The organism is Pseudomonas sp. PDM18 (assembly GCF_014852585.1).
In the GTDB taxonomy this organism is placed as follows: domain Bacteria; phylum Pseudomonadota; class Gammaproteobacteria; order Pseudomonadales; family Pseudomonadaceae; genus Pseudomonas.
This window is the reverse complement of sequence record NZ_JACVBX010000002.1, coordinates 591,253-606,796: the sequence shown is the minus strand read 5'-3', so window position 1 is coordinate 606,796 and position 15,544 is coordinate 591,253. Positions and strand designations below refer to the sequence as shown.

Annotated in this window: 15 protein-coding genes and 2 pseudogenes; 14 read left to right on the top strand and 3 right to left on the bottom strand. The window is 63.4% G+C overall.

Annotated features, from left to right (window positions below; genetic code table 11):
- Window positions 1-151: 151 nt before the first annotated feature.
- The 11 genes and pseudogenes from IB274_RS07535 to IB274_RS07485 form a co-directional block, all read left to right on the top strand.
- Entirely contained in the window at window positions 152-1,324 is a 1,173-nt protein-coding gene (locus IB274_RS07535; RefSeq protein WP_192431374.1) for an alpha/beta hydrolase, read from the top strand.
- 15 nt (window positions 1,325-1,339) lie between these two features.
- Window positions 1,340-1,780, top strand: coding sequence for a hypothetical protein (locus tag IB274_RS07530; protein ID WP_192431373.1), 441 nt, complete (start codon window positions 1,340-1,342; stop codon window positions 1,778-1,780).
- A 2-nt stretch (window positions 1,781-1,782) separates the two neighbouring features.
- Complete coding sequence (locus IB274_RS07525) at window positions 1,783-2,850, top strand: alpha/beta fold hydrolase (RefSeq protein ID WP_225614712.1); 1,068 nt, start codon at window positions 1,783-1,785, stop codon at window positions 2,848-2,850.
- Window positions 2,847-3,443 carry a GNAT family N-acetyltransferase gene (locus IB274_RS07520; protein ID WP_192431372.1) on the top strand — a complete coding sequence of 199 codons (597 nt, stop codon included), beginning with the start codon at window positions 2,847-2,849 and terminating at the stop codon, window positions 3,441-3,443. Before IB274_RS07525 ends, IB274_RS07520 begins: the two co-directional genes overlap by 4 nt.
- A gap of 104 nt (window positions 3,444-3,547) precedes the next feature.
- Window positions 3,548-5,533, top strand: a complete 1,986-nt coding sequence (locus tag IB274_RS07515; protein ID WP_192431371.1) for an alkyl/aryl-sulfatase — start codon at window positions 3,548-3,550, stop codon at window positions 5,531-5,533.
- A gap of 45 nt (window positions 5,534-5,578) precedes the next feature.
- Entirely contained in the window at window positions 5,579-7,369 is a 1,791-nt protein-coding gene (locus IB274_RS07510) for an acyl-CoA dehydrogenase (protein WP_192431370.1), read from the top strand.
- Window positions 7,370-7,459: 90 nt separating this feature from the next.
- Window positions 7,460-8,446, top strand: a complete 987-nt coding sequence (locus IB274_RS07505) for a MoxR family ATPase (RefSeq protein ID WP_318652856.1) — start codon at window positions 7,460-7,462, stop codon at window positions 8,444-8,446.
- Window positions 8,447-8,456: 10 nt separating this feature from the next.
- Window positions 8,457-9,404: a DUF58 domain-containing protein gene (locus IB274_RS07500; protein WP_192431368.1), complete on the top strand. Its 948-nt coding sequence runs from the start codon at window positions 8,457-8,459 to the stop codon at window positions 9,402-9,404.
- Window positions 9,376-9,609: a DUF4381 family protein gene (locus tag IB274_RS07495; protein WP_192431367.1), complete on the top strand. Its 234-nt coding sequence runs from the start codon at window positions 9,376-9,378 to the stop codon at window positions 9,607-9,609. The genes IB274_RS07500 and IB274_RS07495 overlap by 29 nt, the downstream gene beginning before the upstream one ends.
- Before the next feature lie 12 nt (window positions 9,610-9,621).
- A complete protein-coding gene (locus IB274_RS07490; protein ID WP_192431484.1) occupies window positions 9,622-9,765 on the top strand; it encodes an autotransporter outer membrane beta-barrel domain-containing protein in 144 nt (47 codons plus the stop codon).
- A gap of 74 nt (window positions 9,766-9,839) precedes the next feature.
- A pseudogene (locus IB274_RS07485) lies at window positions 9,840-10,318 on the top strand (transposase); the annotation flags it as partial.
- Between the two features lie 1,215 nt (window positions 10,319-11,533).
- On the opposite strand, the gene IB274_RS07480 reads toward IB274_RS07485, so the two are convergent.
- Window positions 11,534-11,923 carry a response regulator gene (locus IB274_RS07480; protein WP_192290372.1) on the bottom strand — a complete coding sequence of 130 codons (390 nt, stop codon included), beginning with the start codon at window positions 11,921-11,923 and terminating at the stop codon, window positions 11,534-11,536.
- Window positions 11,924-12,528: 605 nt separating this feature from the next.
- A complete protein-coding gene (locus tag IB274_RS07475; protein ID WP_192431366.1) occupies window positions 12,529-13,149 on the bottom strand; it encodes a tyrosine-type recombinase/integrase in 621 nt (206 codons plus the stop codon).
- A gap of 270 nt (window positions 13,150-13,419) precedes the next feature.
- On the opposite strand from IB274_RS07475, the pseudogene IB274_RS07470 reads away from it, so the two are divergent.
- Window positions 13,420-13,604 (top strand): annotated as a pseudogene (locus IB274_RS07470) (arsenical resistance protein ArsH); the annotation flags it as partial.
- 353 nt (window positions 13,605-13,957) lie between these two features.
- Here IB274_RS07470 and IB274_RS07465 read toward each other — a convergent pair.
- Entirely contained in the window at window positions 13,958-14,242 is a 285-nt protein-coding gene (locus IB274_RS07465; RefSeq protein WP_192290374.1) for a hypothetical protein, read from the bottom strand.
- A gap of 62 nt (window positions 14,243-14,304) precedes the next feature.
- On the opposite strand from IB274_RS07465, the gene IB274_RS30085 reads away from it, so the two are divergent.
- Together IB274_RS30085 and IB274_RS07455 are read left to right on the top strand one after the other, a co-directional pair.
- The gene (locus IB274_RS30085; protein WP_412548411.1) at window positions 14,305-14,754 is read left to right on the top strand and encodes a hypothetical protein; all 450 of its coding nucleotides are present in this window, start codon (window positions 14,305-14,307) and stop codon (window positions 14,752-14,754) included.
- A 46-nt stretch (window positions 14,755-14,800) separates the two neighbouring features.
- A complete protein-coding gene (locus tag IB274_RS07455) occupies window positions 14,801-15,538 on the top strand; it encodes a Crp/Fnr family transcriptional regulator (RefSeq protein ID WP_192209988.1) in 738 nt (245 codons plus the stop codon).
- Window positions 15,539-15,544: the final 6 nt, after the last annotated feature.

Below are 15,544 nucleotides of genomic sequence, written 5' to 3'. Positions count from 1 at the left end.
GGAGGACGCCCCCTTGAAACAACCGGTCCCTCAGCTAGCCCCGTTGCTCCCCACGCCCCCCGGGCTGATAGCCCCGCGTCCTTCCGGCGAGGGTCTACCGCAGGTCTGCCGGGCCGCCGCGCCGGACCGCGATGCGCGGGTGTTTCTGCGCATGCTCAACCTGGCCACCCGCGTGCGCCCCATCGAACACTATTCGCTGTCGGAGATTCGTAAGGTCTGGCGCCTCACCGCGCAGGCGCTCGGCCGCCGCCTTCCGGTGGCCTCGGTCATGCACCTGGAAATCGACGGGCCGGGCGGCCCCCTCGCCCTTCGTGTCTTCACCCCACAGCGTAGCGAGCAGGCGCTTCCGGCCTTCCTCTGGTGCTATGGCGGCGGTTTCGTGGTGGGCGACCTGGACACGGCGGACAGCATCTGTCGCAACATCGCCGTCGCCGCCGGCTGCATCACCATCGCGGTGCGTTATCGTCTAGCGCCCGAGCACGATCTCAAGGCCGGGCGCGTGGACTTCCTCGCCGCCCTGGAATGGGTTGCCGAACATGGCGCGGAGTTGGGTATCGATACCCGCCGCCTGGCCATCGGTGGCGACTCCGCCGGCGGCAATATCTCCGCCGCGGTCGCCCAGGAATGCGTGCGCCGCAAGGGGCCGAAGCTCAGCCTGCAAGTGCTCGCCTACCCCGCCACCGAACTGGTGCTGGCATTCCCCTCGCTGGCGGAAAACGCCGACGGCTATCTGATCACCGACAGCCTGCTCAGCCAGATTCAAACGGTCGCCGCCAGTGCCATCGAAGGGCTCGACCCTAGCGATCCCTGGCTGTCGCCCCGGCGCAACCCGCAGTTGGCGGGGCTGCCAGCGGCTCTGGTGGTGAGCGCGGGCTTCGATCCGATCCGCGACGACGGCCTCGACTACACCTGCCGCCTGCGCGCCGCCAAGGTGCCGGTGCAGTTGCTGCACTATGCCGGGCAGTTCCACGGCTTTCTCAATTTCGACGCTGTCGTCGGCGCCGGCCAGGATGCCCTGCAGCGCATCGGCGCGGCACTGGCCCAGGCCTTTGCGGGTGAAGCTGCCAGTGACTGCACCGTCGAGATCGCCGATGCAAGCGCCCAAGGCAGCGCGGCTGGCGAAGTCGCCCGTACCGCGCTGACGGTGTGGAGCGCCACCGATGGCTGGCGCGACACCCTGCTGCGCCAGGTGTCGCCGACGCTCGCCGGCTTCACCCACTGGATGCTCACGCCTTGCCTCGCCCCGGCCAACCTGATGCGTCGGCAACTGGACGGGCATCTTGAACAACGCATCGCCATCCAGACCTATCCCGCTCACCCCTGAATCCTGGAGTCAGCCATGGCCTTCTCGCTGTTTCCCGATCCTTTGCAACTGTGTCGCGATGCCATTACCCGGATGGAGAACGGTATCAACGACTTCGCCGCGCGCAACATGGACTCGAAGGAGTTCTCGCAATTCCTGGCCCGCTACACGCAGGTATCCCTGGGGGTTCAGTTCGCCATGGAGAAGTCCCTCGCCTGTGTCCTGGAGCGCCTGGACCTGCCCAGCCGCGGCGAAGTCAGCGAACTGGCCGCGGCAGTCCAGCGCGTCGAGGAAAAGCTCGATCTGCTACTCGGCGAGAATGCCATGCCAGCGTTGGCCCCGCGCCCGCCGCGCAGCCGCCGGCCGCTGACCCTGGAGCCGGAGCAGGCATTGGCCGAAGCCCGCGCGCGCGCCAAAGCCGCACCACACAAGACCGCCCCCCGGCCCGCGCGGCGCCGGCCCAAACAGGAGCAGTAAGCATGCCTTTGGATCGTGGCCTGCCAGGACGCTTGCGCAGCGAAGCCAAGCGGATGCTGCAGCGCCGGCTGAACGCCCTCGACTATCTCAGCTCGCCCAGGCCGGCGGTGGGCATGACCCCGAAGACCCTGCTGCATCGTCGCGGCACCCTGAACCTGTACCACTACCACGCCACCGCGGACGAGGTGTACCGCGTGCCGCTGCTGCTGGTCATGGCCACCACCAACAAGGCCTACATCTTCGACCTGGCCAAGGGCCAGAGCCTCATCGAGTTCCTCCTGCATCGCGGCTATGACATCTATGTGATGGACTGGAGCCCGCCGACCCAGGCAGAGCGCCACCTGAAGATCGAGAACTACGTGCTCGACTTCATCCCCGACTGCCTGCGCCGGGTCCAGGAGCATTCCGGCAGCGAAGACGTCTCGCTGCTCGGCTACTGCATGGCGGGCGTTCTCGCCAGTATCTACACCGCCCTGCACCCCGATGGCCCGGTGAAGAATCTGCTGTGCTTCACCACCCCCATCGATTGGTCGCAGGTGGCCTGGCAACGGATCGTCGCCAACCCCGACTACTTCGACGTCGACCGCCTGGTGGACCGTCTGGGCATCATTCCGCCGCGAATGATCCAGAACGCCTTCGACATGCTCCGCCCGGCCGGGCGCCTGGCCGGCCAGTTGCGCCTGTGGGACAACCTGTGGAACGCCGAGTACGTCAAGGGCTACCGCATCATGAACGGCTGGGGCGACGACACCCTACCGCTGGCTGGCGATTACTACCGGCAGATCGTCAAGGAGCTGGTGTGGAAGAACGGCCTGCACAGCGGCAGCCTGCGCATCGGCGGGCGCCCGGTCGATCTCGGCCGGATCAGCGTGCCGCTGCTGCACGTCATCGCTCAGTACGACACCTTGGTGCCCCCCGCCTGTGCCCGTCCCCTGCTGGAGAAAGTCAGTTCGACGGACAAGGAAGAACTGGTCCTGCCCGGCGGCCACGTCAGCCTGGTGGCCGGCCCCTCGGCGGTGAAACGGCTGTGGCCGGCACTCGATCAATGGTTAGGGAGACGCTCCGTATGAAGAAACCACATCCGCGCAAATACCCGCACAGCCTCACGCTCGATGGCTCGAGCGTGGAGCTGCGGCTGATGACCGCCGCCGACGGCCCCGCGCTGAGCGAGTTCATCGGCCGTCTGCCCGTCCACGACCTGCTCTTCGTCCGCCGTAATATCAGCCACCCACGGGTGATCGCCGCCTGGCTGGCGGCCCTGGGCGAGCGCATCACCAGCCTGGTGGCCGTCGCCGAAGGCGAAATCGTCGGCTGCTCGGCGGTCGTCACCGATGCGCTGTCCTGGTCACCCCACGTCGGCGACCTGCGCATCCTGGTCAAGCCGTCCTGGCGCGGCTGCGGGCTGGGCCGGGTGCTCACCGAAGAAAGCTTCGCCCAGGCTCTCGCCATGGACCTGGAGAAGCTCACGGTGCAAATGACCGTGGACCAGAGCGCGGCCATCGCGGTGTTCGAGGACCTCGGCTTCCGGCCTGAGTCGGTGCTGCGCAACCACGTCAAGGACCACGACGGCAAGACCTACGACCTGGCCTTGCTCAGCCTGGAAGTGAGCCAGCTCTACCTGTGCTCGCGGGCGCGAGGGATGTCCTCGGCGCTCAATGAATGATCCGTCGCTGCCGCGGCGAACCGGCATGGGCGCCACGGCAGTTTCACACGCGCGGACAGCGCGCTGTCGAGCGCTCTCAAAGAACAAAAAACACGGAGTTGCGTATGAAGAAGTCCTTCCAGATTCTGCCCCCTTCCCTGCTCGCCCTGGTCGTCGCCGCCAGCCTCAGCCAAGCGCTGCCGGCGGCCGAAAGCCGTGATGGCGAAGCGGCCAGCGCGAGCACCGTCGCCAAAAATGCCGAGGTCATGCAGCACCTGCCGTTCACCGACCGCACCGATTACCAGTCGGTCACCCGCGGACTGGTGGCGCCCTTCGACGGGCAGATCAAGAACGCCGACGGCAAGGTTATCTGGGATGCCAAACGCTACGCCTTCCTGGACGCCGACAAGGCGCCGGACACCGTCAACCCCAGCCTCTGGCGGCTCGCGCAACTGAACAACCACGCCGGGCTGTTCCAGGTCGCCGAGCACATCTACCAGTTGCGCGGCATGGACGTGTCCAACATGACCATCGTCGAGGGCAAGGACGGTCTCTTCGTGATCGACCCGCTGACCTACGCCGAAACGGCCCGCGCCGCGCTGGAGCTCTACTACCAGCACCGACCGAAGAAGCCCATCGTTGGCGTTGCTTACAGCCATAGCCACCTCGATCACTTCGGTGGCGTGCGCGGGGTAGTCGATGAAGCCGATGTGAAAAGCGGCAAGGTGAAAATCTTCGCGCCCTCCGGCTTCACCGAACATGCCATCAGCGAGAACATCTTCGCCGGCACCGCCATGAGCCGCCGCGCGCAGTACCAGTTCGGGAGTTTCCTGCCGCGCAACGAACGTGGCCAAGTGGATGTCGGGATGGGCAAGGCGGTGCCGTCCGGCGGCACCTTCACCCTGATCGAGCCGACCGACCTGATCAAGGACCACTACGAAACCCGCACGGTCGGCGGAATCGACATCGAATTCCAGCTCACCCCCGGCACCGAAGCTCCGGCGGAAATGAACTTCTACTTCCCGCAATTGCGCGCGCTGTGCATGTCCGAGAACAGCACACAGATGATGCACAACATCCTCACCCCGCGCGGCGCGCTGGTGCGCGATGCCAAGGCCTGGTCGCAGTACCTGGATGTCAGCCTGGAGCGCTACGGCGACAAGACCGACGTGATGTTCGTCTCGCACAACTGGCCGACCTGGGGCGGCGAACGCGTCCGCACCCTGCTCGCCGACCAGCGCGACATGTATGCCTTCCTCAACGACCGCACCCTGCACCTGATGAACCAGGGGCTGACCTCCACCGAGATCGCGCAGAAGATGGACAAGCTGCCCGGCGCCCTGGAGCAGAAGTGGTACACCCGTGGCTACTACGGCTCGCTCAGCCACAACTCCCGCGCGGTATACCAGCGCTACCTGGGTTACTACGACGGCAACCCGGCCAATCTCGACCCGCTCACCCCGGAAGAGGCAGCGACGCACTACGTCGACGCACTGGGCGGCGGCGCCGCGGTGGAGAAACTGATGCGCGCTGCGATGGACAAAGGCGACTACCGCTGGGCGGCGACACTGGGCAACCACCTGGTCTTCGCCCAGCCACAGAACCAGCAGGCCAAGTCACTCCAGGCCGATGCCCTGGAGCAACTGGGCTATCAAACGGAAAACGCCCTCTGGCGCAACATCTACCTGACCGGGGCCATGGAGCTGCGCCACGGCGTGCCCACCTATGACTCCAGCGCCACCAAGGTCGACCTGGTGAAGAACATGGAGCCGAGCCAGTTCTTCGACTTCCTGGCGATCCGCCTGGACTCGGACAAGGCGCAGGGCCACGACATGGTCATGAACTGGGTTTTCGAGGACCTTGGCCAATCCTACGCGGTGACCCTCCGCAATGGCGTGCTGACCCACCGTGACAATCAGACCAGCCCCAGCGCGAACGTGACGATCAAGCTGGCCAAGTCGACCCTCGACCAGATCAGCCTGCGCAAGCTGGACTTCCCCACCGCGATCAAGCAGGGCGAGATCAAGCTCGAAGGCGACGGCAAGATGCTGGGCGGCTTCCTCGGCATGCTCGACAGCTTCCCGCCGCAGTTCAACATCGTTACCCCCTGACCGTGCCGCCCTGCTACGGCAGTCGATTTGAACAGGAGCTTCGCCATGAGTGACTACACCGCCCCGCTGCGCGACATGCAGTTCGTTCTGGGTGACCTGCAATTGCTCGATACGCTTAACCGCCTGCCCGGTCAGGAAGAGATGAACGGCGAGCTGGTCGACGCCATTCTTAATGAAGCCGCGCGCTTCGCCCAGGGCGTCCTGGCGCCGCTCAACGTCATCGGCGACCGCCAGGGCGCGCGCTGGGAGGCCGGCGAGGTGCGCACGGCCGACGGCTGGCGCAAGGCCTACCGGCAGTTCGTCGAGGGCGGCTGGAATGCCCTCTCCTGCTCGCCTGAGTTTGGCGGCCAGGGCGTGCCGCGGCTGGTCTCGGCGCTGGTCGAGGAAATGTGGAACGGCGCCAACGTCTCCTTCGGCCTGTGCTCCATGCTCACCCGTGGCGCCATCGAGGCCATCGAGCTGCGTGGCTCCGAACCACTCAAGCGAACGTGGCTACCCAAGCTGGTGAGCGGTGAGTGGACCGGCACCATGAACCTCACCGAACCGCAGGCCGGCTCGGATCTCGCCGCCGTGCGCAGCCGCGCCGAGCCGCAGGCCGACGGCAGCTATAAAGTGTTCGGGCAGAAGATTTTCATCACCTATGGCGAGCACGACCTGACGGACAACATCGTCCACCTGGTACTCGCCCGCGTCCCAGGTGCACCGGACGGCGTGAAAGGTATCTCGCTGTTCGTCGTGCCAAAGTTTCTGCTCGACGCCAACGGCCAGCCTGGGGTGCGCAACGATGTACGCTGCGTGTCCATCGAGCACAAACTCGGCATCCACGGCAGCCCCACCGCGGTACTCGCTTTCGGCGACCAGGGCGGCGCCAGCGGTTGGTTGGTGGGTGAAGAGAACCGGGGCCTGGAAACCATGTTCATCATGATGAACGCCGCGCGCTTCTCGGTCGGTATCGAAGGCATCGGCCTGGCCGAACGCGCCTACCAACGCGCCCTCGCCTACGCCCGCGAGCGGGTACAGGGCAGCGCGCCGGGTAGCCGCGAGAAAGTCGCGATCATCCGCCATCCGGATGTGCGGCGCATGCTGCTGTCGATGAAATCGCGCATCGAGGCCATGCGCGCGCTGGCCGCCGAGGTGGCCCTGGCGATGGATTACGCGCATGCCCACGACGACGCCGAGGAACGCCAGCGCAACCAGGCTTTCGTCGACCTGATGATCCCGGTGATCAAGGGCTGCGCCACCGAGAACGCGGTGGACATCGCCTCCCTGGGCGTACAGATCCACGGCGGCATGGGCTTCATCGAGGAAACCGGCGCCGCCCAGCACCTGCGCGACGCCCGCATCACCACCATCTACGAAGGCACCACCGGCATCCAGGCCGCCGATCTGGTGGGGCGCAAGATCGCCCGTGACCAGGGCCGTGCCATCGACGCGCTGATCGGGCGGATGAGCACGGTCGAACAGCAGTTGCGCGCCGCCGACGCGGCGTCTCTGGCGTCCCTCGCCGATGGCCTGGGCCGGGCTATCGCGGCGCTGAAGGACGCGGTGGCCTACATCGTCGCCGGCTTGGACAGCCAGCCCCAAGCGGTGCTGTTCGGTTCGGTGCCCCTGCTCGAACTGCTCGGCCTGGTCGCCGGCGGCTGGCAGATGGCGCGCTCGGCGCTGGCGGCGCAGCAGCGACTGGCTCAAGGCGGCAGCGACGCCGCCTTCCTGGACGCCAAGCTGGCGACCGCGCGGTTCTACGCCGAGCACCTGCTGGTGCGGGCTCCGGCGTTGGCGCAGGTGGTGCGGCACGGCGGCGACTCGGCGCTGCGGCTGGACGATGCGCAATTCTGACCCACCCCCCCCGGCCCGGGGGGCCCATCCGGCGCGCCGGGTGCGCTATCTATGGGGCGACAAAGCCATCCCGTGAGGGGGAGACAAGCGGTGAGCGTGCGCAATCGAATACTCGAGCTGGAACGGTCGCTGGCGCTTGCCGTGCTGGGCCAGGGTCGGGCCATCCGGCAGATCCTGCTGGGCCTGCTGGCCAACGGTCACCTGCTCCTCGAGGGGCTCCCCGGCCTGGCCAAGACGCGCACGGTAAAGGCACTGGCCCGGCACCTCGATGCACGCATGAGCCGCATCCAGTTCACACCCGACCTGCTGCCCTCGGACATCACCGGCGCCGAGGTGCTGCACCAGGCCGAAGGCCGCCAGGACATCCGCTTCCAACCCGGCCCGCTGTTCGGCAATCTGATCCTCGCCGACGAGATCAACCGCGCACCGGCCAAGGTCCAGTCGGCCCTGCTGGAGGCCATGGAAGAACGGCAGATCACCGTCGCCGGGCACTCCCACCGCATGCCGCCGCTGTTCATGGTGCTGGCCACGCAGAACCCGGTGGAACAGGAAGGCACCTATCCCCTGCCCGAGGCCCAGCTGGACCGCTTCCTCATGAAGGTCCTGCTCGACTATCCCGAACCGCGGGACGAGGCGCAGATGCTGCGCCTGTTGCGCGAGGAAGAGCAGGCGCTCGAGGGCGCCGCGGCTTCCCGGCAGGACGAACCGGCGCCGCTGGACCCGGAGGTGCTGTTGCAGGCGCGGCGCGAAGTCAGCGGTGTGTATGTGGCGCCCGCCATCGACGACTATCTGCTCGACCTGGTGAGCGCCACCCGGCATCCCGACGCCTACGATCCGCAGCTGCGCCGCTGGCTCGCGGTCGGCGCCAGCCCGCGCGGCACGCTCGGCCTGGATCGCGCCGCGCGCGCCCACGCCTGGTTGCACGGGCAGGCGTTCGTCACCCCGGACAACGTCCGCGCCATGCTCCATCCGGTGCTGCGCCATCGACTGAGCCTGTCCTTCGATGCGCTGGCCGACGGGGTCGATGCCGACCAGGTACTCGATCGCCTGCTAGACCTGGTGCCGATTCCCGCATGAGGGGCCGGTCATGCCGCTGAGCAGTGATATCGACGGGCTGGCGTACGTGTCGCTGGCGCAGTTGATCGGCCATCAAGCGCATGCCCGCGGTCTCGGCTTCTGCGTCCCACAGCGCGCCGGCAGCCGGCTGGTCGGCCATCACGGCTCGCGCCTGCGTGGGCGCGGCCTGAGTTTCGAGGAACTGCGCCACTACCAGCCCGGCGACGACCTCCGCCAGGTGGACTGGCGCCTGACCCTGCGCACCGGCCACCCGCACGTGCGCAGCTACAGCGAAGACCGCGAGCGCCCGGCGCTGATTCTGGTCGACCAGCGCATGAGCATGTTCTTCGGCAGCTGCCGCAGCCTGAAGTCCGCGCTGGCCTGCGAGCTTGGCGCGCTCTGCGGCTGGATCGCCCTGTACGGCGGCGACCGGGTCGGCGGCCTGCTGTTCAACGACCAGCGCATCGACCTGATCGCTCCGCGCCGGGGCCGCCGCCAGGTGGAGCGCCTGTGCGCCGGCCTAGTCAGGCAGAACCATGAGCTGCACGCCGGCAACCCAGCTATCGACAGCGCGGCGCGCCTGGACGAGGTCCTGCTCGAATGCCTGAAGCTGGCTCGCCACGACCAGTTAATCTGCCTGGTCAGCGACTTCGCCGGCGCCGGCGAGCGCACTGGCCTGCTGTTGCGCCAGCTCGCCGCGCGCAACCAGCTTATCGCCCTGCAGGTCTATGACCCGCGAGCGCTGGCGCCGATCGTCCGCCAGCGTCTGCGGGTGACGCAGGGTGAATCCGCGCTGGACCTCCCGCTGGGTAATCGAGCCGTTCGCCAGGTGCTCGCCGAACTGCTCCGCGCACGCCTCGATGCGGTCGGCGAACTGCTGTGCCGGAGCCGGGTGCCCAGCCTGCGCTTCAGCACCGCCGATCCGGCCCTCGCGCAGTTGCGCGGGCAGCTTGGCGCACAAGCAGGGTGGCAAGGATGACCATGGCCAGGCTCGCGCAGTTGCGCGAACTGCCGTTGCCGGCGCCGCCACCCTATTCCCGCAGACCTGGGGCTGGCTGCTGCTCGCCGCGCTGCTGGGCGCCGCCCTGCTCGGCCAACTGGCGCGGCGCTACCGGCGCTGGCTTCACGACGCTTACCGCCGCGAAGCCCTGGCGTGCCTGGTGTACGTGGAACGAGCACAGTGAGCCCGCTTTAGCCTGGCGGGGCACTTCGGCCCCGAAGGCTGGTACCTGGACGGCGTCGTGCAGTTCAACCGCTTCGACCTTAAGGCCCGCGCCAACGACGCCGGCTCGCTGAACACCCGTGGCCATGGCGTTATCGCATCGCTGGAAGCCGGCTAGGGCAGCAATCGGCTGTGGATTTAACCGGTGAACGCAACACACTGAGCCCTGTGTATGCAGGGGGAGTGTTGCAGATGAAGCAAAGACCTCGGATCTACTACACCGAAAGCCAGAAGGCGTTGATGTGGGATCGCTGGAAGGCAGGTGACTCGCTCCAGCAAATCGCGCAGCTGTTCGATAGAAACCACTCTTCGATCCAGCGAATTCTTGCGGAGACAGGAGGCATCCGCCCAGCTGCACGACGGCGCGCTCCAGGTTGTCGCTGACACTGGTTGAGCGCGAAGAGATTTCGCGAGCGCTTGCTGCTGGCCAGTCGATTAGGCAGATAGCACAACGTCTGGAGCGCGCCCCGTCCTCTATCAGCCGTGAGATCAGCCGTAACGGTGGTCGTTGTTCTTACCGCGCCAATCAAGCTGAACAGGCAGCCTGGGACAGGGCCCTGTGTCCCAAGCGTTGCAAACTTGCCCAGTCCCCGAAGTTGGCGCAGCTTGTTGCCCAGAAGCTTCAGATCCAGTGGTCGCCCGAGCAGATCGCAGGATGGTTGAAGCGTACTTAGCAGGCGAGTCGTCATCCAGCGGTTTGCAGTGCAGGATCGTCAAGGCGTTCTCACCTTCTGATACCTGCAGATCATCCCCTGGGGCAAGGTAAGTGCTGAACGCCTCCTTCCCATTGGCCCAGCTTGCAACTATTCGTGGATTCCCCCGAGTGACTCCTTTCATTTCGTCATCTGGGCGCTCTATCTTCTGCGAATATATGCTGATGTGCACCCCTGATAGCGAGCATTGAATCGGATCGCCCTGCGCCATCCCATACATCTGGCCAAACACATACAGATTTCGCTTACGTTCCAGCCTCTGCAGAGCTTGCTCGTGAAGCGTCCAATTCGCCTTAAGCCACTTGGCCCGGTCGTCTTGAATAGGCGCATTTGGCCAAATCTGCTCCTGGATGTTCCAGATGGCCACCGACGACACTCGCAACGTGCGAAGCTCCGGCATGCACTCGATGGAGAAGAACTCGTAAAGCTCATCGGCATTGGTGGCTGTCGCAAATGAGCAGGCCAATGCCATCGCCAACCACTTATTGATCTTCAATTGCCATCCTCCCTGAATGAGCTTTCCGCTATCGGAGCCGACCAACGTCCTCGGTGCCCCTTTAGTGGGGCGTTGCAATCCTAGTGCACGTCTTTGGTCGAGCCCAGGAGGTACTAGGAATTATCTCTGCGCTGGCAGCCGGATGGTGCTTTGATAGTCCGCTATGGGTCGGTCTCAGCCGGTCGTGGCTGGCGGAAAACGGCCACTAGCGGACTGTCGTAGCAGCTCATAGCTTCTTCTGCGGCGTAGCTGGTGATGATTTTCCGATGCTGAGCTATGTTGAAAAGGCTTTGGTCGTTGTAGACGCCGCAACCGTGGAAGACCAGCCCAAACAATCGCTTAACTTTCATTTTTGCTTCCGGACAGCAGTCATGAAAGACACCGAACGTGAAATGATCGAGCTCGCAATCCTAGCCTTCCTAGAGCTGACTCCCTCCTTACGCGAACAGATCAGACTGCTAATTCCTGCTTCGATGTCTCGCGAGGAGGGTGGGTCCCTCTTTCGGCATAAGGTCTGGTCAGAGCTGTGCCATGCGGCAAAGCAAGCAGGCATTCAACCAATGAATTAAGCGAGCCAGGTGATAGAGCTGTATCGTCGTGACCTTGCGCAGAACAGACGGCTGCCCCCCGAGGAACTACTCAAACTACTTGGATAGGCGCCCATGCGATCCACTCGCTTAGTGTGGAAGAGCAAGAGCCTCTTTTACTGTGGTCATGAGTGCCGTGAGATCAAATGGTTTGTCGAGAAAGCGGTAGGCCGGGAAGTCTCTACTCCAATAGCCGCCTGACATAATGATAATGGGGATGCTTGGGGATCTCTGCGCAATTTGGCGCGCTAGCTCCAAGCCGTCAATTTCTCCTGGCATTGAGATATCAGTGAGCAAGAGGGCAAGTTGACTTGGATTTGCATTGATCCACGCGAGTCCATCATCAGCACTTCCAAGAACGATGGCGGGGATTCCGTAATCTTCCATCGCCAGCCCCAGGACTCTGGCAAGAGTCGAATCATCATCAAGAATGAGTACGTATGTGACGCATTCTGTGGGTGGACCTCGGAGCGTTTCCATGCCTAATCTCCTGCGTGTGCAGCGGTAGAAGGCACTTCCTCGCCTACGTTCACATTATTCGCGTTACCCGTTTTTTATCCGACGCACGGTGGAGTTGATGGGTAGCTCAGCCAAATCAGGTTTACGCCAGTACTCTGACCTCTCGCTGCGAGCCATCCAGAGCTGTGGGTAATTTCAGGCTGCTTTTGAATGCCAGGTGAATGCCCGTGACTCGCTTGTAGGCTCTCCAAAATAAATACGCAGCACTCAATGTTGCGCCGAAGCTCGTTGAAGCGCTGAGCAGAAAAGGGGGGATCAGATGGGGCGGCTTCTGTAGAGAGCTCATCCGCCAACATCCTCAGAAAGCACGTAGCGATGTTTAGACCAGAGGTGAATCGTCGATCATCCATACCGTCCTCGGCTGACGACCGAACGGGGGAAGGGATTTCCGCCAAAACTCGGGCGCTATGAGGTCACACTCCCCCCTTATCTCTGATTCTGCAATCGATTTGGTTGAACACAGGGCCTAAGGGCGTGTCACCTAGTACCTGTCGATATCAGCTATGGTTCGCTAGCTGACTCAAAGAGGCGCCGGCTCGAAACCCGGCGCCAACCTGGAGAAAAGGTCAAACCTCAGTTTGCTCCGCCATTTCTAGAGCGTCGTCCACCTCAATCCCGAGGTATCGAACGGTGCTCTCCAGTTTCGTATGGCCTAGCAGCAGTTGAACCGCACGCAGGTTCTTCGTTCTGCGATAGATCAGCGATGCTTTGGTTCTACGAAGGGTATGGGTTTCGTAGAGCGTGGGGTCGAGACCAATTGTCGTTACCCAAGCTTTCACTATGCGGGCGTACTGCCTCGTGGATATGTGCGCCGAATGTCGAGCACGACTGGGAAAAAGGAAATCGTCGTTGCGACGGTGGGCGGCACTGATCCAAGCTTCAACTGATGCTCTCGTCTGGGCGGTGAATTCGAACTGGACCGGCCGCTGGGTCTTCTGTTGCATGACGATTGCACGCGTCGATACATGATCACCGTGAGCGATGTCTCTGACGCGCAGCTTCGTTAAATCGCAGGCTCGCAATTTGCTGTCGATGGCGAGGTTGAACAGCGCCAGATCACGTTCCTTGTTTGCGATTTCCAGTCGCACTCTGATAGCCCAAATGTCCCTGAGTCTCAGCGGTGCTTTCTGGCCGACCAGTTTGCCCTTGTTCCAAGGTTCGAAAGCTTTCGTTTTGTGTGTGGCCATGATTCGTCCTCCACATGAGTGAAGGAATAGGGTGCATCGCTCCTAGCTCCAAAAGAGCTTCGGCCAAGCCCTATGGGTGGAATGCCCTTATAACGCGCGTGCTGGATATTTCGTTTCCACCGCCGCTGGCTCTCAGCGACTTCAGACTACTTTCAGATTCGCCGCTGATACTCCCCTCATCGATCGCCCCTGGGGTAATCAGCATGACCCAGCAAGAATGGAGCGGCCTGTTTCCATTCCAGTTTGGGTCCGTCGTCGAGCGAAAAGCTCACCATTCCCAACCAAACCTCGGTACCCAAGGCCTACCTGGAGTTCGACGACGCGGGGGTGCGAAACCGTCGGCTTACTACGATAGCGTGGTGGACGTCATGGAAAAACTGGTGAAGTTCACCCTGCTGCGTAATAGCCAGGGCTTCCTGGCGGATCGTTATTCGGAACGCATGGAGAGCGCCTAGCAACTTTCCGCCCACCTGAGTCAGCGCCCAATCTGAGGCCGCCATGAGAATCGAAATCAGAGACGCCGGCCCCGAGGACGCTGCGGCTATCCAGGCCATCTGTGCTCCGGTTGTGACCGGCACGGCGACCCCCAGAGGAGCTGCCGCCGAGCGGCGAGGAGATACGGGAGCGCGTCGTCACGCCACAGCAGACCTACCCTACCTTGTCGCGGAGCGCGATGGGCGTCTGGTTGGCTAAGCTTGCGCCAGCCAGTACAGGGCCCGAGCAACACACCGCTCGGAAGTGGATGTCACTGTCTATAATTGCGGAGAGCGAGCGACGCGCGGAGGTTAGCCGCGACCTCTACAGCAAGCTACTTCACATACTCGCCAAGCAGCGATTCAACGCTGCCTCTGTCGACATCGCGCTGCCCAACGCGGATTGCGTCGGTTTGCATGAGCGGCTGGGCTTCCGGCACATCGGCACCTTCCAGTAAGTCGGTTTCAATCTGGGCCAATGGCACGACGTCGGCTATTGGCGACTGGATCGTGGTGATCCGGGCAACTCGCCCGAGATTCCTCGTCGATACTTCGAGATTGTTGGGGAATGACAGCTCAATCGGCCGGGCTTCATATAAAGCATGTATATCCCGCCCCATGTCGGGCCCTGCATGTCCGGCCAATCATCCTAGTCGAACCTCGGTGCGCTGCTGAGGCGGTCTTGGTCAACATCAAGCACGAAGCGCTTGTTCACCGTATCCAGCCTCAAGAGACTCCATGGAATTGCAAACTGTTTTTCTCCCATCTCCAGGAATCCGCCGAACGACAGCCCGGCGCAGGCAACTTACCTACTTTGCGAATACAGCATAATTTTCTTGAGGCCGCCAAGACCTTCGTCCTCGAAGTTGCAGATGTCACTCTCGATGAGCGTATCTGCGCTCAGCAATTGGGGGCCGAGACAGGAATGGTCATCGGCGGCTACGCCGTTATGGCCCTCGTACATACTGAAGGAATCGCCATCTTCAATGTTCATGGAAAATCCCTGAAAAGATGCGATGACTTGGTCTTACAAAGCGCCAGATCAGCATCCGCCGCCGCAAGCTCCAGACTGCGCGCCAGCGGAAGCCCGGTCTGTGCGATAGGGAACGTTGCACCACCGGTAAAGGCCTGAAACTGTATGCTCGAGTAGTCGCGATACGCCCCGTGAGGAGGCCGCCATGCGAGAAACTCCCTCCCCCGCGCAGAACCATTTACTGGCCGCACTCCCCCGAGAGGTTCAGGAGCGCCTCTTCCCCCATCTGGAGCTGCAACGTCTGGAACTGGGCAAGGTGATCTACGAACCCGGTGATGCGATGCGTTACGTGTTCTTCCCCACCGACTCCATCGTTTCGCTTTTGTACGTGATGGAAAGTGGTGCATCGGCCGAGATATCCGTGGTCGGTAACGAGGGGCTGGTCGGTATAGCCGTCTTCATGGGCGGCGAGAGCACCCCCAGCCGCGCTATCGTGCAAAGCGCCGGCAGCGTTTACCGGCTCGCAGGGCAACGAATGAAGGACGAGTTCGGCCGCCACGGCGACATGCTCCAGTTGTTGCTCCGCTATACCCAGGCATTGATCACTCAGATGGCCCAGACGGCTGTCTGCAACCGCCATCACTCCATCGACCAGCAACTCTGCCGCTGGCTGCTGCTGTCCCTCGACCGCCTGCCCGGCAACCAGCTGATCATGACCCAGGAGCTCATCGCCAACATGCTCGGTGTGCGGCGAGAGGGCGTCACCGAAGCGGCCGGCAAACTGCAGAAGCAAGGTGTGATCGAGTACAGCCGGGGGCGGATCACCGTGCTGGACCGCCCGCGCCTGGAGGCATTGAGTTGCGAGTGCTACGCGGTGGTGAAGGCGGAAACCGACCGCTTGCTACCCTACGTTCCCCGTCGTCCAGGCCATACGGCGGGGTGACACGCG

Excerpts from the sequence above, each read along its gene's own strand:
- IB274_RS07535 (WP_192431374.1), top strand. The coding sequence starts at position 152 with ATGCTCAACCTGGCCACCCGCGTGCGCCCCATCGAACACTATTCGCTG.
- IB274_RS07530 (WP_192431373.1), top strand. The coding sequence starts at position 1,340 with ATGGCCTTCTCGCTGTTTCCCGATCCTTTGCAACTGTGTCGCGATGCC.
- IB274_RS07525 (WP_225614712.1), top strand. The coding sequence starts at position 1,783 with ATGCCTTTGGATCGTGGCCTGCCAGGACGCTTGCGCAGCGAAGCCAAG.
- IB274_RS07520 (WP_192431372.1), top strand. The coding sequence starts at position 2,847 with ATGAAGAAACCACATCCGCGCAAATACCCGCACAGCCTCACGCTCGAT.
- IB274_RS07515 (WP_192431371.1), top strand. The coding sequence starts at position 3,548 with ATGAAGAAGTCCTTCCAGATTCTGCCCCCTTCCCTGCTCGCCCTGGTC.
- IB274_RS07510 (WP_192431370.1), top strand. The coding sequence starts at position 5,579 with ATGAGTGACTACACCGCCCCGCTGCGCGACATGCAGTTCGTTCTGGGT.
- IB274_RS07500 (WP_192431368.1), top strand. The coding sequence starts at position 8,457 with ATGCCGCTGAGCAGTGATATCGACGGGCTGGCGTACGTGTCGCTGGCG.
- IB274_RS07480 (WP_192290372.1), bottom strand. The coding sequence starts at position 11,923 with ATGGAAACGCTCCGAGGTCCACCCACAGAATGCGTCACATACGTACTC.
- IB274_RS07475 (WP_192431366.1), bottom strand. The coding sequence starts at position 13,149 with ATGGCCACACACAAAACGAAAGCTTTCGAACCTTGGAACAAGGGCAAA.
- IB274_RS07465 (WP_192290374.1), bottom strand. The coding sequence starts at position 14,242 with ATGGGGCGGGATATACATGCTTTATATGAAGCCCGGCCGATTGAGCTG.
- IB274_RS07455 (WP_192209988.1), top strand. The coding sequence starts at position 14,801 with ATGCGAGAAACTCCCTCCCCCGCGCAGAACCATTTACTGGCCGCACTC.